This window comes from Bradyrhizobium algeriense, assembly GCF_003062295.1.
Taxonomy (GTDB): Bacteria; Pseudomonadota; Alphaproteobacteria; order Rhizobiales; family Xanthobacteraceae; genus Bradyrhizobium; species Bradyrhizobium algeriense.
Genome location: NZ_PYCN01000004.1, coordinates 106,724 through 125,465, shown reverse-complemented (window position 1 = coordinate 125,465; position 18,742 = coordinate 106,724). Strand labels below are relative to the sequence as shown.

Genomic DNA, 18,742 nt, shown 5'->3' with positions numbered 1-18,742 from the left:
CCGGCCGTTCGCGCCGAGTCGTTCAACTCGGAACTCAAAGGAACTTCCACGATGCGCGCCGATTAGTATTCAGGACCAAATGGGAGTGATCAGTGCACGCGCGAGATCGCCCAGCGCCGGGTACGGAATGTTCGACAGATGTCGATGCGTTCAAGCTCGCGTCGCTTACCCATACGGAGCAGTTCTATTCAAGTGTCCTGAGGGATCTCCTCGAATCGGACCTTCCGTTCATGATCGGAGGCGGGTACGCCGTAAATCTTTATACCCACGCGCGGTGCCCGACAAAGGACCTGGACATTTTTACGACTGCCGCGGAATTCCCTCGCCTGCTCTCTCACCTACAGCGGAACAATCGGGTATCGGCGGATGAGAGTTGGCTGGGAAAAGTTCACTGCGGTCGCGATTTCGTTGACGTCATCTTTGGTTCCAGCAATGGCGCCGTGCCGGTTCAGGAAGAGTGGTTTCAGTATGCAGCACAGGCTCAAGTGCTCGGGCATTGCGTGCCTGTGATCAACCCCACCGAGCTGATCTGGACCAAGGCGTTTATCCAGAAGCGGAACCGTCATGATGGCGTCGATATCGTCCATCTCATTCTTAAGCAGCGAGAGGCAATCGATTGGCAGCGCCTGATCATGTACATGAACCCACATTGGGAGATACTGCTTTGTCATCTGCTCATGTTTCGTTGGATCTATCCGAGTGAGCGAGATGCCATTCCAGATTGGCTGCTTGACGATCTTCTTGAACGATTGAGTCGGCAGCGGGAAGGTCCGCCACCGGCGACGAAACTCTGCCGCGGTCGGTTGCTTTCCAGCTCCGATTACCGAAGTGCGACCGAGAAATGGGGCTTCCTGAACGTCGAAGACGAGTGCGGCAATGACCGATGATGCAAGTTCATTCACATTTGCAAGCATCGGCGATCTTCATGTGAAGGATGGGCAGTCGGGCTCGCTTCGCGAATTGTTTCAAGCAATCTCGAAGAGTGCCGGCGCCCTGGTCCTTTGCGGCGACCTCACCGATACCGGAACTCCGGCACAGGCGGAAATCCTCGCTAAAGAGCTGCGTGTCTGCTCTGTCCCGGTAATCGGCGTCCTTGGGAACCACGATTACGAGTCGGGACATGCCGACGAGGTGAAGCGAATCCTTTGTGACGCGGGCGTACACCTGCTCGATGGCCAGGCAGCCGAAGTTAATGGCGTGGCATTTATTGGCGTGAAGGGCTTTGTCGGCGGATTTGGTCCACGAATGCTAAGCTCTTTCGGCGAGCCGGCGATCAAGACGTTTGTTGCCGAAGCGATGAATGAAGCGATGCGGCTGGAGAACATCATGCGCACGGTGAACAGCCGGCGCGCCGTCGTGGTCCTTCACTATGCCCCGATTGTCGACACGGTGGAGGGTGAACCTCTCGAAATTTATCCCTTCCTCGGGTGCTCGCGCCTTGCAGAGACCATTGACCGCTTCAAAGTATGCGCCGTCGTGCATGGTCATGCGCATCGCGGGAAGTATGAGGGCCGCACGCCCGCCGGAGCGCGGGTGTACAACGTCGCCATGGGCGTGCAGAAGCCTTCAGGGTTACCCTATGCGCTCATTTCCGTCTGACGGTGGGAGTCACCTGAAAGCCTCTGGCATCGAGCGAGTCGTCTCTGGGCAGTCACCCAAGTCCACGCGTACTTTCGGATTCGCGCCAGGCCGAGCAGGCCTTCGGTCGCAATCCGAAGAGTACTTTGCATCCTGCGAGGCCAGAGCTGCGTCAGACCAGTGTTAATGGTGGAGCGGCGGTGGGAAGGAGGAGCACTCACAGTCAGCCGAAGGACTCCCGGAGCGTCGAAGCGAATTACGGCCCCGCGAGCGCATGAACGGGGAGGCGATTCCGAGTGTTGCCCACAACAGCACAGCAGGTCGACCTTCGGGGCAGACTCGGAAGTCTCTAACAGCGCAAACGTAGCCCGTTTTTCCTCCAGCAACCGACATAGACCCGGACTTAGCTAGTTCGTCAGGTTCATGTTGGCTTCCGGGGATGGAATAGCTCTTCGACGGACTGTTTCGGGTCCTTGATCCGAGAGCGGTCCCTGCGATCGTTCTTTTGTGCTTCGATCTTCTGCAGGAAGCGGAAACGCGGCGATCGGGTCGCGTGCCCTGATCGGCCGTGCTTGGTCATGCCGAAGCCCTTTTGACCGCTGTGCGCCATTTGATCACCAAACGAAAGCTGTGCGGCTCATTTCTTGCCATTCACGCGCTTCGCCGAAACCACGATCGGAGAGAAAGAATAGCCCTGATCATCAAAAGCCGCGAGGGGACGGTCGGTTTGCGGGAGCGAAATGCTGCAGTGCGGCGCTCTCGAGTCGGCCAAAAAGCGACATCACTCCCGTTTATTCGATCACCTCCGCTGGGGTCACAAGCAACGCCGACGGAACCTTAGGCCGAAGTCTTGGCGGTCTTGCCTCGAAGATCTTAGCCTGTCGAACGTCAGTGCCGTCTTGGCTGCGTGGGACTTTCGTTCATTTGCAACGAGCGGGGCTGACGATGAAGACGATTTTGGTACCAACCCAAAACACCCCGGCCATGCAATCCATGCTCGAAACGGCGGTGCCGCTCACGCAGCGCACCGGCGCCTATATCGAGGGCGTTCCGCGTCGGTCGGCATGTCTCGAAAGTACCACGAGCAGAAATATTTTTACTATTTCGTCATCCGCCAAGCGAACAGCACCACAGTCGCTCCGAGCGCCGCTGCAATTGCCGACGTCACTATCCCGCCGCCGAGCGCGAGAAGCACCGCGATGTGATAGCCAATCAACGCGCCAGCCGTACCCACCAATGCGCTTGTGACGATGCCGCGGGTTGATCCGGAGAACTGACGAGCAAGCCATGACGGCCCCGCAAGCCGGTCGAACAGAAAGCCAGCGGCAAGGCCGATTACGAGAACTACAATAAACGTTACGACGGGGTCTGGGGCGCGCATGTTAGGCCGCCTTGAGTGTGGTTTAGATAAGTTTGCGCAAACGTTGGGACGCTTCAGTTCAACCGTCACAGGAACGGTGCGCCTTTACGGGAGAGAAGTCGACCAATATGTCGTGAAATCAGCGACCCGAGAATTTAGGCCGACCACTTCCCGTCTACCCCGATAAGCAGACACTCTCCGCGTCGGTTGGCACTTCGCAAAAGTGCCAGGAGCTGCCGCTGGCTCCCGAATGCTGGCTTTGACCGTCACGAAGTCCCACGGTTTGCGAGGGAACGAAGATCTGGCGCTGGCACTCCTCTCTGCATTCCGACCAAATCCAGTGACGGCGGTTCCCGACCAGTACAAATCGAAAGGATCGTGTGAGCCTGACCACGATGATGGGTCTGGTGGTTAAATAGGTGCGCAAGGATTGCCGCTCTGGACTGCTCGAACGACTTCCCGGATGTCGTTACATACGTGAGAGTCCCGGAAATTGCCGCCTCATCGAGCGAATAAACGAAGCTCGCGATCCGGTCGTCCTCGTCAGCACGGGCCAATGCGAGGTCATACCGATCTTCGTGGAGGATGGAGTTGAGCCGATTGGGATGTTGGCCCTCGCCGGTCAGGCGCTTCATCCAGATGCGATCGGTCAGCAGGAGGTGATTGAGCGTTCCGTGCAAGCTCTTGAAGAACGCGCCAACGTCGCGCTGATAGTCGGCTTCGTCGATCGCCAGCGCTGCCTCATAGAGGCGTGCGTTGGCCCAACGATTGTAGGATGCGAACTGCTCAAGGTGCGGCTTCATGCATCGCCTCCAAAGGTACACACCTCAGAAATGCAAGGTTACGCTGCCTGGCATGGAATGTCACCGCGGCGTTCGGCGAGTAGATGACCGCCGCGTGCGCGATGGCATCTTTTGGGTCCTGGGTTCAGGTGCGCCATGGCGCGACCTGCCGGCGACCTATGGTCCCCGCACGACTTGTTACAATCGCGACCTTCGGTGGATGATGGTCTTGTCGCGCTGATTTGCCCGACGTGTCAAATGTCTGTTTCGGCACTCGACGAGTACCGGCTACTGTGCATGGGGTTGTTTTCAATATTTTGGCTGGGAGCGCTAAGGCTCCTCCGTGTCCTTCCGCCGCCTCCGGAAGGCTGCCTCACCCGATCGCGGATGATGCGACGGGGCGTGGCCTGGAACCGTCGCCCTATTTTCCCAGCGGCCCGAGTATCTTCACCAGTTCCCCGTGCACGTACTCATTCCCGCACAACACATTCCCCGTCTTCAGCGCATCATCCTTGCCCTCGATGCCCGTCACCGTCCCGCCCGCTTCCCGCACCATGATCTGCCCCGCCGCGATATCCCAAGGCGAGAGATTGCGTTCCCAGTAGCCGTCGAGGCGGCCGGCGGCGACGAAGGCGAGGTCGAGGGAGGCGGCGCCGAAGCGGCGGAAGCCGGCGACCTTGTTCTGCAGCGCGGCCATTTCGTTCAGTGCCAGTTGGTGGTCGCCGCGGCCGATATGCGGCAGGCCGCAGGCGACCACGCATTCATCGAGCCTGCGGCGGCCGGCGACGCGCAGGCGCTGGTCGTTGAGGAACGCGCCCTTGCCGCGTTCGGCGATGTAGAGCTCGTCATTGGCGGGGTTGTAGATCACGCCGGCAATGATGGTGTCTTCACGGCGCAAGCCGATCGAGATCGCAAATTGCGGGATGCCGTGCAGGAAGTTGGTGGTGCCGTCCAGGGGATCGACGATCCAGGTGTGGGTCTTGTCGGCGCCTTCGCGGCTGCCGCCTTCCTCGCCGATGAAGCCGTAGCCCGGCCGCGCCTTGGCGAGGTCCTCGTACAGTATTTCCTCGGCGCGCTTGTCGGCCTTGGTGACGAAGTTCGCCGGCCCCTTCAGCGACACCTGCAGATGCTCGATCTCGCCGAGGTCGCGCTTGAGGCTGCGGCCGGCGCGGCGCGCGGCTTTCACCATGACGTTGATGAGGGCTGAGTAGAGCATGATGTGAGCTTATGGTGTGAGGGAACGGCGCAATGCCGTCAGGGTTTAGGGACTGGGTGCCCTGCTGATGTGCCGCCGTCAAGGCGTGATTTGTCGGCGGTTCCGGTCCATTTGCGCGCCGCCGCCTCGGCCTTGGCGCGATCCTCGGGGCTGAGCTCGGCAAGCAATTCGTCCAGCTTGGGGTCGCCCTTGCCGGCAGTCTTGGCGACGAGATGCCATTTGAAGCCCTCGACCTTGTCCGGGGGGGTGCCTACGCCGTAGATCAGCAGCCAGGCCAGCCGGTTTTGCGCGACCGGGCTGTTTTGCCGGGCGGCTTTGCGCAAGAGCGCGACCGCGGCCGGCTGGTTCTTCGGCGTGCCGGTGCCGTTGAACAGCGCGATGGCGTATTCGACCTCGGCATCGACATTGTCGGCCAGCGCAGCCGCCTGCAGCAGCCGCACCGCCCGCTCGATGTCCTTCGGCACGCCGGTGCCCTCCTTGTAGAAGGTCGCCAGCGCGTATTGCGCTTCCGGGTTGCCGGCGTCGGCTGCGACGCGCAGCAGCTCGGCGGCGCGCCGGGCGTCCTGCGGCAGCGTATTGCCGTCGAGATAGAGCAGCGCCAGATTGTAGGCCGCCTTGGGGTTGCCGAGCTTGGCCGCGGACGCCAATAGCTTGACCGCCTGTTCGCGATTGGTGGGGCCGCCGCGGCCCGCCAGCCGCATCATGGCGAGTGCGAACATGCCCTCGCGGTCGCCGGCGTCCGCCGCGCGCTGGTACCACTCGGCGGCCTTCGCATAGTTGCGCTTGATGCCGAGCCCGTTGGCATAGAGTTCGCCCAGCATCGTCATCGCCTTGGCGTCGCCGTTATATTGCGCACGCGTGGTCGCGAGGTCGAAGGCCGTCTTGTAGAGGCCGCGCTGGTAGGCGCCGTAGACGCTGTCGACGTTCGGGTCCTCGAAAGCGGCCGTCGGCGAGGGCGAGGGCACAGGCGTTGCTGCGGGCTTGGTCGTTACCGCAGGCTTGAGCGGCGCCGACGGCGTCGGCGTCGGTGTCGCAGCAGGCTTTTTCGCAGCCGTCGGAGCATTGGGCTTGGGCGCCTCCTTTTTCGCGGCGCTCGCAGGCGGCTGCGCGGCAGGCGGCGTCAGCGAGATCTGCGCGGTGGCGCCGGTCGTCGTCATCAAGAGGCCCGCAAGCAGCGATATGGGTCGCAGGAGTTTCATGGTCCGGCGTTATCCGTGCCCGGCCTTGTCAGTGCCGGTCTTATCAATGCCAGCCTTGGCTTTTCCGAACGCCGCTTCGTACGCTTGCGCGATCGCCTGTCCGGCATCGGTCAGCGCCGCCTTGGCGCCGCGCGGGTCGGCCCAGATGAAATCGCCGACCAGCACGAAATCCGCGCCGGCGGCTGCGAATTCGAAAGCCTCCTCGCGCGAGGCGGCAAAGCCGATGCAAGGCGGTTCGAACAGTTCGTCCCACCATTGCAGGCGCTCGGCAATCGCGTCCACCGAGGGCCGCTGGCCCTCGGCGTCGGGTTCGCCGAACAGCACGTAGTCCGCGCCCCGTTCGCCCGCGGCCATCGAATCGTGCCGCGTGGCAAGACCGCCGACGCCGGCAATGCGGTCCGGCTTCAGCGACGGCAAGGCATCCTCCAGCGCGGCGAGGCCGTTCAGATGCGCGCCGTCGGCGCCCGCGCGCGCCACCAGTTCGACATGGCCGTCGAGCAGCAGCGCCGCGCCGGCATTCTGGATCACGGGCGCCAGTGTCTTCACACGCGAAATCATGGTGCGCTGGTCGGTCTGCTTCAGCCGCAGCAGCACCGCCGCGACGTCGGCCGCCGCCAATAGCTCCGGAAGGATGCTTGCGAGCTGCGACGGATCGTCCACCTCTGATGTCGCGAGATAGAGGCGCGGCGCCGGGCGCGGCGGAACAGGTTTATTAGCCAAGTGTTTATTCGCCAAGTCTAGGCGACCTTCTTTTCAAGGCCGGTTTCCCACTCGCCCTTGCTCGCCAGCGCATTCATCCGCGCACGGTGTGTGAAGGCGCGCTGGCCCGCGGCAATGTTCTCGGCCTTACCCGACCATGCCTTTTGCGGCGCCGCCTGCAACGCCCGGCCATAGGAGAAGGTCAGCCGCCAAGGCAAACGGGAAGGGAGGCCGCCGATCCGGTTCATGGCGTTCAGATGCGCGGTAGCATCCTCATCGGATTGTCCGCCGGAGAGGAAGGCGATGCCGGGCACGGCTGCGGGCACGCACGCCTTCAGGAGACGAACAGTCTTCTCCGCGACTTCCTCGGCGGAAGCCTGCTTCGCGCACTTCTTGCCTGAAATGGCCATGTTGGGCTTCAGCACCATGCCTTCGAGTTCGACGCGCTGGACCCGCAATTCCTGGAACGTCTCGTTCAGCACGCGCTGGGTGACGTCATAGCAGCGGTCGATGTCGTGATCGCCGTCCATCAGCACTTCCGGCTCGACGATGGGGACGATCTGCGCCGCCTGGCACAGCGCGGCATAGCGCGCCAGCGCGTGCGCGTTGACGCTGATCGCGGTCATGGAAGGAATGCCGCTGCCGATATCGATCACCGCGCGCCACTTCGCAAAGCGCGCGCCGCGTTCGTAATATTTCTTCAGGCGCTCGGCGAGCTTGTCGAGACCGACGGTGACCAATTCGCCCGGACATTGCGGCAGCGCTTGCGTTCCTTCATCGACCTTGATGCCGGGGATCGCGCCGGACTGCTCGATCAGCTTGACCAGCGGCGTGCCGTCCTTCGCGTTCTGCCAGATCGTCTCGTCGTACAGGATCACGCCCGAGACGTACTTGCTCATCGCCTCGGTGGAGCGGAACAGCATCTCGCGATAGTCGCGGCGGTTCTCCTCGGTCGATTCGACCTTGATGGCGTCAAAACGCTTCTTGATCGTGCCCGAGGATTCGTCGGCGGCGAGAATGCCCTTGCCCGGGGTGACCATGGCGAGGGCAACCTTGTTGAGGTCAGCAAGATTCATCGAAGTTCTCCAGAAACATCATGCCCTTGCGCACCAAAATAGGCGGTTCTCGGGCAATTGCCTAGAAAACGTTCGTCGCAGCGGGGGTGTTTGCGAGGCGCGGGCGGCCTGCTCAGGCGATCTTGTCAGGCGGTCTTGGGGTCCAGCTCACCCTTGCTGTACCGCTTGGCCATTTCGGCCGTCGTCAGCACCTTTTTGATCTTGCTGGCCTGGCCTGCGGTATTGAATTCCTGCAGCCGCTGCTTGCACAGCTTGGCCATGGCTTCCATCGCGGGCTTGAGATATTTGCGCGGATCGAACTCTTCCGGATTGTCCTTCAGCACTTTGCGGATCTGGCCGGTCATCGCCATGCGGTTGTCGGTGTCGATGTTGATCTTGCGCACGCCGTTCTTGATGCCGCGCTGGATTTCGGAAACCGGCACGCCCCAGGTCGGTTTCATCTTGCCGCCGTTGGCGTTGATGATCTCCTGCAGGTCCTGCGGCACCGAGGACGAACCATGCATCACCAGATGCGTGTTCGGCAGCTTGCGATGGATCTCCTCGATCACCTTCATGGCGAGGATGTCGCCGTCCGGCTTGCGGGTGAACTTGTAGGCGCCGTGCGAAGTGCCCATCGCGATCGCCAGCGCGTCGACCCTGGTCTCCTTGACGAACTTCACGGCTTCATCGGGATTGGTGAGCAGCTGGTCGTGCGACAGCTTGCCTTCCGCGCCGTGGCCGTCTTCCTTGTCGCCCATGCCGGTCTCGAGCGAGCCGAGCACGCCGAGCTCGCCTTCCACTGAGATGCCGCCGAGATGGGCCATGTCGGTGACGGTCTTGGTCACGCCGACATTGTAGTCCCAATCGCCGGGCGTTTTGCCGTCGGCCTTCAGCGAGCCGTCCATCATGACCGAGGTGAAGCCGGCCTGGATCGCGGTCATGCAGGTGGCAGGTTCGTTGCCGTGGTCGAGATGCACGCAGACCGGGATCTGCGGATAGATTTCGGTCACCGCGTCCATCATGTGCCTGAGCATCACGTCATTGGCGTAGGAGCGCGCGCCGCGCGAGGCCTGAATGATGACGGGCGCATCGAGCGCGGAGGCGGCCTCCATGATGGCGAGCGCCTGCTCCATATTGTTGATGTTGAAAGCCGGCACCCCGTAATCGTGTTCTGCTGCATGATCGAGCAGTTGACGCAAGGTAATGCGAGCCATTCAAATTCTCCTGTACTTGCCGCGCCTTTGGCGCTCCATTAAATCTTGGTTTAACGCTGCTTCAGAACTTCCACGCCAGGCAGCGGTTTGCCTTCCATCCATTCGAGAAACGCGCCGCCGGCCGTCGAAACATAGGAAAAATCGCCTGATACGCCGGCCTGGTTCAGCGCCGCAACGGTGTCGCCGCCACCCGCAACCGAAATCAGTTTCTTCGCCTTGGTCCGCTCTGCCGCGTGCTTGGCCGCAACCACCGTGCCGCGGTCGAACGGCGTCATTTCGAATGCGCCGAGCGGGCCGTTCCAGACCAGCGTCTTGGCGTCGTCGATCGCGGCGTGAATCCGCGCGGTCGATTGCGGGCCGACGTCGAGGATCATGCCGTCGGCCGGAATGGCGTCGAGCCCATAGGCGTGCGAGGGCGAGTTGGCCGCGAAGTGATAGGCGACCACGGCATCGACGGGCAGGATGATGGCGCAGTTCGCGGCGCTGGCCTTTTCCATGATGCGCAGCGCGGTCGCCGCGAGATCCTTCTCCGCCAGTGACTTGCCGACGCCGACGCCTTGCGCGTGCAGGAAGGTGTTGGCCATGCCGCCGCCGATGACGAGGGCATCGACCTTGCTGACGAGGTTTTCCAAGAGGTCGATTTTGGTCGATACCTTGGCGCCGCCGATGATCGCGATGACCGGCTTGGTCGGCGCTTCCAGCGCCTTCTCAAGCGCAGTGAGTTCGGCCTGCATGGTGCGGCCGGCATAGGCGGGCAGCTTGTGGCCGAGGCCTTCGGTCGTGGCATGCGCGCGGTGCGCGGCCGAGAACGCGTCGTTGACCCAGATGTCGCCGAGCTTGGCGAGTTCGGCTACGAACGCGGGATCGTTCTTCTCTTCCTCTTTATGGAAGCGGGTGTTTTCCAGGCAGAGGATGTCGCCATCCTTCATGGCGGCCACGGCCTTGGCGGCGGCCTCACCGATGCAGTCGTCGGCGAAGGCGACCGGCTTCTTGATCACCTGCCCAAGCGCCGCGGCGACGGGTTTGAGCGAATCCTTGGCGTCGCGTCCCTTTGGCCGGCCGAAATGGGCGAGCAGGACGACCTTGCCGCCCTTGTCCGAAATTTCGGTGATGGTCGGCGCGACGCGCTCGAGCCTGGTCGCGTCGGAAACGCGGCCGTTCTCCATGGGCACGTTGAGGTCGACGCGCAGCAGCACGCGCTTGCCCTTCACGTCGACGTCATCGAGGGTGCGGAATGTTTTCGACATTGGCGGACTCGGACTCTCGGCGGTCATTCCGGGGCGATGCGAAGCATCGAACCCGGAATCTCGAGATTCCGGGTCTGGTCCTTCGGACCATCCCGGAATGACGGTTCAACAAGACAAGAATGCCCGGCACAAGGCTGGGCATGACGAAATCAGTTACAGCAGCTTCCCCATCGCCACGGCCGTGTCGGCCATGCGATTGGAGAAACCCCACTCATTGTCGTACCAGGACATCACCCGCACCAGCGTGCCGTTCTGCACCTTGGTCTGGTCCTCGTGGAACGTCGACGAGTGAGGATCGTGATTGAAGTCGATCGAGACGTTTGGCGCAGTGGTATAGCCGAGGATGCCTTTGAGCTGCTGCTCGGAGGCGCGCTTCATCGCCGCGTTGATTTCCTTGACGTCGGTGGCGCGCTTGGCGACGATCTTGAGATCGACCACCGAGACATTCGGGGTCGGCACGCGGATCGCGACGCCGTCGAGCTTGCCCTTCAGTTCAGGCAGCACGAGGCCGATCGCCTTTGCAGCACCGGTCGAAGTCGGGATCATCGACATCGCCGCCGCGCGGCCGCGATAGAGATCCTTGTGCAGGGTATCGAGCGTCGGCTGGTCGCCGGTATAGGCGTGGATCGTGGTCATGAAGCCGGTCTCGATGCCCACAGTGTCGTTCAGCACCTTGGCGACCGGCGCGAGGCAGTTGGTTGTGCAGGAGCCGTTGGAGACGATCAAATGATCCTTGGTCAGGGTGTCATGGTTGACGCCGTAGACGATGGTCGCATCGGCGTTCTCGCCAGGCGCCGATATCAGGACGCGCTTGGCGCCGGCGGTGAGATGGGCTGAGGCCTTGTCCTTGGCGGTGAAGATGCCGGTGCATTCCAGCGCGATATCGACGCCGAGGGCCTTCCACGGCAGCTTGGAGGGATCGCGCTCGGCGGAAACCTTGATCTTGCCATTGCCGAGGCTGAGCGAGTCGCCGTCGACGGTCACGGTGCCGGGGAAGCGGCCATGCACGGAATCGAAGCGCAGCAGGTGGGCGTTGGTCTCGACCGGGCCAAGATCGTTGATCCCGACCACCTCGATATCCTTGCGGCCGGATTCGGCGATGGCTCGCAAGATATTGCGGCCGATGCGGCCAAATCCGTTGATCCCGACGCGGATTGCCATGCTCGTTTCTCCTCTAATAGCCGGTGCCGGCCCCGCGGAGACGTTCCACGGAGGTGCTTACGGCGGAACGCCCGGTTCGGCCGGGCGGGAACGGTCAAGATGGGGGTCTAGGTAGTCCTTTTTCCCAGCAATCTCAACCGTCAGCCCAAGCGCTTCACGGCAGCGTTAACGACGGTCTCGGCGGTAATTCCGAAGTGCTTGAAAAGGTCCTTGGCGGGCGCGCTGGCACCGAAACCGTGCATGCCCACGAATTCACCATCCGGGCCGATCACGGCATCCCAGCCCCAGCGCACCGCGGCCTCGATGGCGATCTTGACCGGGGCGTTGCCGATGATGGCCTTCCGCCGCTCCGCCGGCTGTGAAAGCAGAAGTTCGAGCGAGGGCACCGAGACCACCCGCGACGCGATGCCGCGCTCAGCCAGCTGCTTCTGGGCGGCCACCGCGATCTCGACCTCCGAGCCCGAGGCGAACAGCGACACCTTGGCTTCGCCCTGCGCCGCGACCAGCTCATAGGCGCCATGCGCGCAAGGATTGTCGTTTGGCGCTGAGGTGCGCAGTTGCGGCAGGTTCTGGCGGGTCAGCGCCAGCACCGTCGGGCCGTCGATACGGTTGAGCGCCAGCTCCCAGCATTCCGTTACCTCGACGGCGTCGCAGGGCCGGAACACGCGCATGTTGGGAATCGCACGCAGCGCGGCGAGATGTTCGACCGGCTGATGCGTCGGGCCATCCTCGCCGAGCCCGATTGAATCATGGGTCATCACGTAGACGACACCCGCGCCCATCAGCGCGGCGAGCCGCATCGCAGGCCGCGCGTAGTCCGTGAACACCAGGAAGGTGGCGCCGTTCGGCGCAAAACCGCCATGCAGGAAGATGCCGTTCATCGCCGCCGCCATGCCGTGCTCGCGGATGCCGTAATGGATGAAGCGGCCCTTCGGCGTCTTGGCCGAGAACGCCACGGCCGATTTCGCCTTGTTGTTGTTGGAGCCGGTGAGGTCGGCGGAGCCGGCCAAAAATTCCATCGGCATCGCTGCTGCGATCGCCTCGATCGCGGACTCGGAAGATTTCCGCGTCGCGACATTCTGCGGCGTTTCCAGCAGCGCCTTCTTGTGCGCGCGCAGCGCCTTTGCCAGCGAAGCCGGCCGCTCGTGCCGCATGCGCCGTTCGAACTCGGCGCGCTTGCGGCTGCCGAGTTCAGCGAAGCGGCTTTCCCATTCCTCGCGCGCGGCAGCGCCGCGGCTGCCGGCCGCACGCCATGCTTTCAAGACATCGTCGGGTACGGAGAACGGCTCAAGCGAGATGCCGAGCTTTTCCTTGGCGCCCTTGAGTTCGTCGGCGCCGAGCGCCTCGCCATGGGCTTTCGCCGTGCCGGCCCGGGTCGGCGCGCCGTAGCCGATGGTGGTCTTGCAGGCGATCAGTGACGGCTTGTTGGATTTCTGCGCGCGGGTGATCGCGGCCGCAATCGCCTTCGGATCATGGCCGTCGATCAGCTCCGCCGCCCAGCCCGCGGACTTGAATCGCTTCACCTGGTCGACCGAATCGGCCATCGAAGTCGGGCCGTCGATCGAGATGCCGTTATCATCATACAGCACGATCAGCTTGTTAAGCTTCCAGTGCCCGGCCATCGCGATCGCTTCCTGCGACACGCCTTCCATCAGGTCGCCGTCGGAGGCGAGCACATAGGTATGATGGGCCACCACCTTCTTGCCGAATTCGGCGGCAAGCATCTTTTCCGCAAGTGCCATTCCGACCGCGTTGGCAAGGCCCTGGCCGAGCGGGCCAGTGGTGGTCTCGACGCCGCTGGTCTCGAAGTTTTCCGGATGCCCCGGCGTCTTGGAGCCGAGCTGGCGGAAGTTCCTGAGCTGGTCGAGCGGCATGTCCTTGTTGCCGGTCAGGTACAGCAAGGCATAGAGCAGCATCGAGCCGTGTCCGGCCGAGAGCACGAAACGGTCGCGGTCCGGCCAGGTCGGAGCCGTCACATCGAATTTGAGGAACTGTGTGAACAGCACGGTCGCAATGTCGGCGGTGCCCATCGGCAAGCCGGGATGGCCGGATTTCGCCTTTTCGACGGCATCCATGGCAAGCCCGCGAATCGCATTGGCCATACGGGTATGATCGACCTGCGTCATGATGAAAATCCGCCTGAAATGAGGTGCTTGGTTGCGGTACGTACCGGGCGAAAGGCCGCAATACGGGCGTGAGCCTGGGGGGAAGTCCGGGCTGGATAGCACCTCAAACCCATGAGTCCAAGGCGAGGAAACGCCGTTCCGGTGCTAAAAGTTGCTTAGCAGTGCATAGCTTCGCGTCGGCGTTGCACTCGGCTCGCTTGCCACGTAAATTTCGTGCTCTAACCGCTTGCCGAACCGCGGATTTTGCTGCCGTGCGGCGGGCCTACGCCAAGGTGCGCGCGCCTCCCATGAGCGATCGTTACACCAACGGGGCCGGCAATGCCGAGCCGGTCTATGCCGACATCGACGCCGCCACGCGGCGTCTGATGATGGCGCTCGATGCGCTCGAGGCCGCGGCCGAGCGGCGGCGCGACGCCGACCGCGACGAGAACGAACTGGCGAGCCGCATCCAGGCGCTTGGCGCCGATCGCTCGCGGCTCGCCGACGAACTCGACGGCTCGCTGGTGAAGACGCGGCGGCTGGAGCGCACCAATCGCGAGGTATCAGAAAAACTGGATGTCGCGATCGGCACCATCCGGGCGGTGCTCGATGCCGGAGAGAGTGAATGAGCCACATCAACGTCACCATCAACGGCCGGCAGTACCGCATGGCCTGCGAGGAAGGGCAGGAAGTGCGGCTCTTAAAGCTCGCCGAGAGCCTGGAAACGCGGGTCGGCGAGTTGCGCGGCAAGTTCGGCGAGATCGGCGATGCGCGCCTCACGGTGATGGCCGCGCTCACCGTGTGCGACGAACTGCTCGATGCCAACGCGCGCATCCGCGCGCTGGAGGGCGAACTCGAAACCCTGCGCAACGTTCGTGTCGCCGCCTCTGACCGCGCCAAGGCCACCCAGGTCGCGGTCGCCAACGCGCTCAACGCCGCCGCCGACCGCATCGAAAAAACCACGCAGATGCTCAACCGCACCATCGGCAGCGGCGTCGCGATCGGGTGAAGGGCTGGGTTAGCGCTGGCGGATTCGGTCCGTAACCCCTACATTGGTTCCGCGAAGCTGCGTCGTGCGTCAGGAGCCATATATCCCCGGGGCCTTATCGATCCTTTAGGGAACTGTCCCTGGCCGGGTCCGTGGATCCGGGCATATGGTGCCCACCTACTTTCGTAGGGAACTCCGGGATCGAGTGCTTCAACGGCGTTCGCGGCTTCGCACTTTTGTTTGTTGGTAGGTTTGTTTCCAAAGTTCTTCGGTGCATTGCCGTTGCTGCGGCGTGCCCAGCGTAGCCCGGATGGAGCGAAGCGCAGTCCGGGACAGGCTGTTCGATTGCGGCAAGGCCCCGGATTTCGCTGCGCTCCATCCGGGCTACGATTGCGTCGAAATCCTGTGCTTGCTGATGACGGCAGAACAAGACCCCGCATGACGGCACCCCTGTCCAAAGCCGACCTCCGCACCGCCGCGCTGGCGAAACGCGATGCGTTGAGCGACGAGCAGCGCGCCGCTGCGGCGCAGGCCATGGCAAAGCACGGCGTGCCGTTTACGATTCTGCCCGGCATGGTCGTGTCAGGCTATTCGCCGATCCGCAGCGAGATCGATCCCACACCCTTGATGCGCAAGCTCGCCGAACAAGGCGCGAAGCTGGCGCTGCCGGCGGTGATGGCGCGCGGAAAATCGCTGGCGTTTCGCGCATGGTCGCCCGACGACCGGCTGATGATGGGGCCGCTCGGCATCCTCGAGCCGTCGCCGGCCGCCGCCGAACTCATTCCCGATATCATGCTGGTGCCGCTGGCGGCGTTCGACCGCGAGGGCCACCGCATCGGCTATGGCGCAGGCCATTATGACTTCACGCTCGCCCATTTGCGTAAAGTGAAGGCCATCACGGCTGTCGGCACCGCCTTCTCGTTGCAGGAAATAAAAGGCGTTCCCGCGCTGCCGCACGACGTGGCGCTGGATTATGTGCTAACGGAAAAGAAAGTGTTCGATTTCCGGAGCTGAACTTTGCGTATTCTCTTCGTTGGCGACGTGGTCGGCCGGGCAGGCCGCGCCGCGATCGCGGAATATCTGCCTGGCATGGTCCGTGACTGGGCCCTCGACCTCGTCGTCGTCAACGGCGAGAATTCCGCCGGCGGTTTCGGCATCACCGAGGCGATCTATCAGGAATTCCTCGACGCCGGCGCTGATGCCATCACGCTTGGCAATCACGCCTGGGATCAGCGCGAGGCGCTGGTGTTCATCGAGCGCGCGCCGAAGCTGATCCGCCCCGCGAACTACCCAACGGGCACGCCGGGCCGCGGCGCGGCGCTGGTCGATACCAAGAACGGCAAGCGCGCGCTTGTTATCAACGCCATCGGCCGCGTCTTCATGACGCCGTTCGACGATCCCTTCGCGGTGCTCAACCGTGAACTCGAGGCCTGTCCGCTGCGCGAGGCGGCGGACGCGATCGTGGTCGACTTCCACGGCGAGGCGTCGAGCGAGAAGCAAGGCATCGGCTTTTTCTGCGACGGCCGCGCCAGCCTCGTCGTCGGCACCCACACCCATGTGCCAACCGCCGATCATCAGATCCTTTCCGGTGGCACCGCCTACATGACCGATGCCGGCATGACCGGCGATTATGATTCCATCATCGGCATGCAGAAGGAAGAGCCGCTGCGGCGCTTCACGACCGGCATTCCCTCAGGCCGCTTCGAACCGGCGGCCGGCGTTGCGACACTCTCAGGCGTTGCGGTCGAGACCGATGATGCCACCGGCCTCGCGCTGCGCGTCGCGCCGGTGCGGATCGGCGGCAGGCTCGAGCCGGCAGTGCCGGGATTCTGGGTCTGACGAATACGGACACGGAGAGAACGTCGATGCGCAGGCTGGTGATTGTTGCGCCGGCTCTTTACATTTCCACCACCAGCCGCGACCGCTTCAATCGAACTGAACCACCTTGTCGAGCGTAATCGGCAGGTCGCGCACGCGCTTTCCGGTCGCATGATAGACTGCGTTGGCGACCGCCGCCGCGACGCCGACGATGCCGATCTCGCCAAGGCCCTTGATGCCGAGCGGGTTGACCATCTCGTCCGGTTCGTCGACGAAGATGACCTTGATGTCATGGATGTCGGCATTCACGGGCACATGGTATTCGGCAATGTTGGCGTTCATCACCCGCCCGAAGCGATGGTCGTAGAGCGTTTCCTCGTGCAGCGCCATGCCGATCCCCCAGACCACGCCGCCCATGATCTGGCTGTGGGCCGTCCTTGGGTTGAGGATGCGGCCCGCGGCGACGGCTTTGACCACGCGCGTCACGCGGATCACTCCGAGTTCCTCGTCCACCTTGACCTCCGCGAAGATCGCGGAGTGGACATTGCGTGCGTGAGACTTGTCTTCGGCGGGCATGTTGGTTTCCTCGCGCGTGATGCGCTCGGCCTTGCCCGACTGCATCGCGCTCGCGATCGAGACCGCACGGTTCGCATCGCGCTTGCTGGCAATCCTGCCATCCACCAGCGCGACGTCGTCTACGCCGGCGCCGGAGAGCGGCGAATCCTTCGTCGCCTTCGCAAGCTCCAGCAGGTCGCCGCGAATCGCGCGGGCCGTATTCGCGATGGCGTTGCACACGGATGACGCAATCCACGAGCCGCCTTCCACCGGACATTGCGGCAGGGTCGAATCGCCGAGCTTGACGCTGATATTGTCGATGGGAAGGCCGAGCATGTCGGCGGCCACCTGCGCCATGATCGTGTAGGTCCCCGTGCCGATATCGGAGGCGGCGGTCGCGACTTCCGCGTGACCGTTAGCCGTCAGCACGATGCGGACCGTGGCCGGCATCTGCAGCGCTTCCCATACGCCCGATGCCATGCCCCAGCCGACCACCTCGCTGCCGTCGTGCATCGAGCGTGGCTCCGCGTTGCGCGTGTCCCAGCCAAACGCCTCCGCTCCCTGCCGGTAGCATTCGCGCAGTTGCTTGCTGGTGTAGGGAAGGTCCTCGCCCTGATGGCGGTCAGAGTAGCATTGCAGCCGCAGTTGCACCGGATCGGTCTTCAGCGCGATGGCGAGTTCGTCCATCGCGCATTCAAGCGCGTAGACGCCGGTCGCCGCGCCCGGCGCCCGCATGTCGCAGGACGTCGGCAGATCGAGCTTGACGAGCTTGTGCTCGAATTTCGCGTTGGGACTTCTGTAAAGCAGGTTGCCCCAGCCAGTATCGTTGCGCGCGAATTCCTCGAACTGCGACGTCACGGCGATGGCTTCATGCTGCATCGAATCGAGGGTGCCGCTGCTGCTCGCGCCGAGCGCAAGCCTTTCGATGCTCGCCGGCCGGTAGCCGAGCGCGTACATCTGCGCCCTCGTCAGCATGACGCGCACCGGGCGTTTGAGCGCGTTCGCTCCCAGCACCGCCAGCACGACCTGGTATTGCGGACGCAGTCCCGCGCCGAAACCGCCGCCCATATAGGGCGACATGACTCGAACTGCACCCGGTTGCAGCTTGAACACCTTGCAAAGATACTGCTGGACGTTCTGGACGCCTTGCGTCTTGTCATAGACGGTGAGCTGGCCGGCTTCCCATATCGCGGTCGAGGCAAACAATTCCATCGGATTGTGGTGCTCGGTCGGAATGGAGTATTCGGCCGCGTGGCGCACGGCGGCGGACGCAAATGCCTTTTCGGCATCGCCGCGCGGCTTCTCCGGCACGTCGATGGCGAACGCCCTGCTGCGCTCTGCGTGCAGGTCGGTGACGTGTGGCTCCTTTTGGTATTCGATCCTCACCTGCGAGGCGGCGACACGCGCGGTTTCCCAGTCTTCCGCCAGCACCAGCGCGACCGGCTGCCCGGTGAACTGGATCCTGTCGTCGTAGAGCGGGCGGTAGGGCGAACCCTTCTCGGGCGCGACGTCGTCCTTGTAGGCGTCATCCTTGTCAGCCATTGGCGGCCGATTGCGATGGGTGAGCACGTCGATCACACCGGCAATGCCCAGCGCGCCGCTGGTATCGATGCGCACGATCCGCCCCTTCGGGATGGTCGAATCGACGACGTAGCCGTGGACGAGACCGGGAACGCTGAACTCGCCGGCGTATTTGGCTTCGCCGGTGACCTTGGCCCGGCCGTCGACGCGGGAGGTCGCTGTTCCGATATAGCTTGCCATGGCG

At 63.2% G+C, this 18,742-nt stretch carries 17 protein-coding genes, 1 other RNA gene and 1 pseudogene; 8 read left to right on the top strand and 11 right to left on the bottom strand.

The features are described from left to right. Window positions 1-92 precede the first annotated feature (92 nt). The gene (locus C7G61_RS11590) at window positions 93-887 is read left to right on the top strand and encodes a hypothetical protein (RefSeq protein WP_190241772.1); all 795 of its coding nucleotides are present in this window, start codon (window positions 93-95) and stop codon (window positions 885-887) included. Beyond that, window positions 877-1,599 carry a metallophosphoesterase family protein gene (locus C7G61_RS11585; protein ID WP_108514227.1) on the top strand — a complete coding sequence of 241 codons (723 nt, stop codon included), beginning with the start codon at window positions 877-879 and terminating at the stop codon, window positions 1,597-1,599. The genes C7G61_RS11590 and C7G61_RS11585 overlap by 11 nt, the downstream gene beginning before the upstream one ends. 1,078 nt (window positions 1,600-2,677) lie before the next feature. Here C7G61_RS11585 and C7G61_RS11575 read toward each other — a convergent pair. Continuing rightward, complete coding sequence (locus C7G61_RS11575; RefSeq protein ID WP_108514225.1) at window positions 2,678-2,959, bottom strand: transglycosylase; 282 nt, start codon at window positions 2,957-2,959, stop codon at window positions 2,678-2,680. Between the two features lie 245 nt (window positions 2,960-3,204). Continuing rightward, entirely contained in the window at window positions 3,205-3,741 is a 537-nt protein-coding gene (locus C7G61_RS11570; RefSeq protein WP_108514224.1) for a DinB family protein, read from the bottom strand. Window positions 3,742-3,793: 52 nt separating this feature from the next. Here C7G61_RS11570 and C7G61_RS11565 point away from each other — a divergent pair. Then, window positions 3,794-3,940 (top strand): annotated as a pseudogene (locus C7G61_RS11565) (transposase); the annotation flags it as partial. A gap of 201 nt (window positions 3,941-4,141) precedes the next feature. On the opposite strand, the gene C7G61_RS11560 reads toward C7G61_RS11565, so the two are convergent. The 8 genes from C7G61_RS11560 to tkt all read right to left on the bottom strand — a co-directional run bounded on the left by C7G61_RS11560 (window position 4,142) and on the right by tkt (window position 13,637). Further along, window positions 4,142-4,936, bottom strand: a complete 795-nt coding sequence (locus C7G61_RS11560; protein WP_108514223.1) for an inositol monophosphatase family protein — start codon at window positions 4,934-4,936, stop codon at window positions 4,142-4,144. A 38-nt stretch (window positions 4,937-4,974) separates the two neighbouring features. Beyond that, window positions 4,975-6,135, bottom strand: a complete 1,161-nt coding sequence (locus C7G61_RS11555; protein ID WP_108514222.1) for a tetratricopeptide repeat protein — start codon at window positions 6,133-6,135, stop codon at window positions 4,975-4,977. Between the two features lie 9 nt (window positions 6,136-6,144). Then, on the bottom strand, window positions 6,145-6,855 hold the full coding sequence (locus C7G61_RS11550; protein ID WP_108514221.1) for a thiamine phosphate synthase: 711 nt from the start codon (window positions 6,853-6,855) through the stop codon (window positions 6,145-6,147). Between the two features lie 17 nt (window positions 6,856-6,872). Further along, the gene (locus tag C7G61_RS11545; protein WP_108514220.1) at window positions 6,873-7,910 is read right to left on the bottom strand and encodes a class I fructose-bisphosphate aldolase; all 1,038 of its coding nucleotides are present in this window, start codon (window positions 7,908-7,910) and stop codon (window positions 6,873-6,875) included. Window positions 7,911-8,035: 125 nt separating this feature from the next. After that, window positions 8,036-9,103, bottom strand: coding sequence for a class II fructose-bisphosphate aldolase (gene fba, locus C7G61_RS11540; protein ID WP_108514219.1), 1,068 nt, complete (start codon window positions 9,101-9,103; stop codon window positions 8,036-8,038). A gap of 50 nt (window positions 9,104-9,153) precedes the next feature. Beyond that, on the bottom strand, window positions 9,154-10,350 hold the full coding sequence (locus C7G61_RS11535; protein WP_108514218.1) for a phosphoglycerate kinase: 1,197 nt from the start codon (window positions 10,348-10,350) through the stop codon (window positions 9,154-9,156). Window positions 10,351-10,503: 153 nt separating this feature from the next. Then, complete coding sequence (gene gap, locus C7G61_RS11530; protein ID WP_108514217.1) at window positions 10,504-11,511, bottom strand: type I glyceraldehyde-3-phosphate dehydrogenase; 1,008 nt, start codon at window positions 11,509-11,511, stop codon at window positions 10,504-10,506. Window positions 11,512-11,651: 140 nt separating this feature from the next. After that, window positions 11,652-13,637 (bottom strand): transketolase, encoded by a 1,986-nt coding sequence (gene tkt / locus C7G61_RS11525; protein ID WP_108514216.1) that lies wholly within the window; start codon window positions 13,635-13,637, stop codon window positions 11,652-11,654. A 287-nt stretch (window positions 13,638-13,924) separates the two neighbouring features. On the opposite strand from tkt, the gene C7G61_RS11520 reads away from it, so the two are divergent. From C7G61_RS11520 to C7G61_RS11500, 5 genes are all read left to right on the top strand, one after another. Then, complete coding sequence (locus C7G61_RS11520; protein ID WP_108514476.1) at window positions 13,925-14,245, top strand: DUF4164 domain-containing protein; 321 nt, start codon at window positions 13,925-13,927, stop codon at window positions 14,243-14,245. Then, a complete protein-coding gene (locus tag C7G61_RS11515) occupies window positions 14,242-14,625 on the top strand; it encodes a cell division protein ZapA (RefSeq protein WP_108514215.1) in 384 nt (127 codons plus the stop codon). Before C7G61_RS11520 ends, C7G61_RS11515 begins: the two co-directional genes overlap by 4 nt. Before the next feature lie 51 nt (window positions 14,626-14,676). Then, window positions 14,677-14,837: non-coding RNA, 6S RNA (gene ssrS / locus C7G61_RS11510), on the top strand. A gap of 205 nt (window positions 14,838-15,042) precedes the next feature. After that, complete coding sequence (locus C7G61_RS11505; RefSeq protein WP_108514214.1) at window positions 15,043-15,618, top strand: 5-formyltetrahydrofolate cyclo-ligase; 576 nt, start codon at window positions 15,043-15,045, stop codon at window positions 15,616-15,618. A gap of 3 nt (window positions 15,619-15,621) precedes the next feature. After that, window positions 15,622-16,443: a TIGR00282 family metallophosphoesterase gene (locus C7G61_RS11500; protein ID WP_108514213.1), complete on the top strand. Its 822-nt coding sequence runs from the start codon at window positions 15,622-15,624 to the stop codon at window positions 16,441-16,443. A gap of 87 nt (window positions 16,444-16,530) precedes the next feature. Here C7G61_RS11500 and C7G61_RS11495 read toward each other — a convergent pair whose 3' ends face one another. Further along, window positions 16,531-18,738, bottom strand: coding sequence for a xanthine dehydrogenase family protein molybdopterin-binding subunit (locus tag C7G61_RS11495; RefSeq protein ID WP_108514475.1), 2,208 nt, complete (start codon window positions 18,736-18,738; stop codon window positions 16,531-16,533). Window positions 18,739-18,742 lie beyond the last annotated feature (4 nt).

What these genes read in the sequence shown, in the direction of transcription:
- C7G61_RS11575 (WP_108514225.1), bottom strand. Translation starts at nt 2,959, where the DNA reads ATGCGCGCCCCAGACCCCGTCGTAACGTTTATTGTAGTTCTCGTAATC.
- C7G61_RS11495 (WP_108514475.1), bottom strand. Translation starts at nt 18,738, where the DNA reads ATGGCAAGCTATATCGGAACAGCGACCTCCCGCGTCGACGGCCGGGCC.
- tkt (WP_108514216.1), bottom strand. Translation starts at nt 13,637, where the DNA reads ATGACGCAGGTCGATCATACCCGTATGGCCAATGCGATTCGCGGGCTT.
- C7G61_RS11520 (WP_108514476.1), top strand. Translation starts at nt 13,925, where the DNA reads ATGAGCGATCGTTACACCAACGGGGCCGGCAATGCCGAGCCGGTCTAT.
- C7G61_RS11535 (WP_108514218.1), bottom strand. Translation starts at nt 10,350, where the DNA reads ATGTCGAAAACATTCCGCACCCTCGATGACGTCGACGTGAAGGGCAAG.
- fba (WP_108514219.1), bottom strand. Translation starts at nt 9,103, where the DNA reads ATGGCTCGCATTACCTTGCGTCAACTGCTCGATCATGCAGCAGAACAC.
- gap (WP_108514217.1), bottom strand. Translation starts at nt 11,511, where the DNA reads ATGGCAATCCGCGTCGGGATCAACGGATTTGGCCGCATCGGCCGCAAT.
- C7G61_RS11515 (WP_108514215.1), top strand. Translation starts at nt 14,242, where the DNA reads ATGAGCCACATCAACGTCACCATCAACGGCCGGCAGTACCGCATGGCC.
- C7G61_RS11545 (WP_108514220.1), bottom strand. Translation starts at nt 7,910, where the DNA reads ATGAATCTTGCTGACCTCAACAAGGTTGCCCTCGCCATGGTCACCCCG.
- C7G61_RS11555 (WP_108514222.1), bottom strand. Translation starts at nt 6,135, where the DNA reads ATGAAACTCCTGCGACCCATATCGCTGCTTGCGGGCCTCTTGATGACG.
- C7G61_RS11505 (WP_108514214.1), top strand. Translation starts at nt 15,043, where the DNA reads ATGACGGCACCCCTGTCCAAAGCCGACCTCCGCACCGCCGCGCTGGCG.
- C7G61_RS11570 (WP_108514224.1), bottom strand. Translation starts at nt 3,741, where the DNA reads ATGAAGCCGCACCTTGAGCAGTTCGCATCCTACAATCGTTGGGCCAAC.
- C7G61_RS11560 (WP_108514223.1), bottom strand. Translation starts at nt 4,936, where the DNA reads ATGCTCTACTCAGCCCTCATCAACGTCATGGTGAAAGCCGCGCGCCGC.
- C7G61_RS11585 (WP_108514227.1), top strand. Translation starts at nt 877, where the DNA reads ATGACCGATGATGCAAGTTCATTCACATTTGCAAGCATCGGCGATCTT.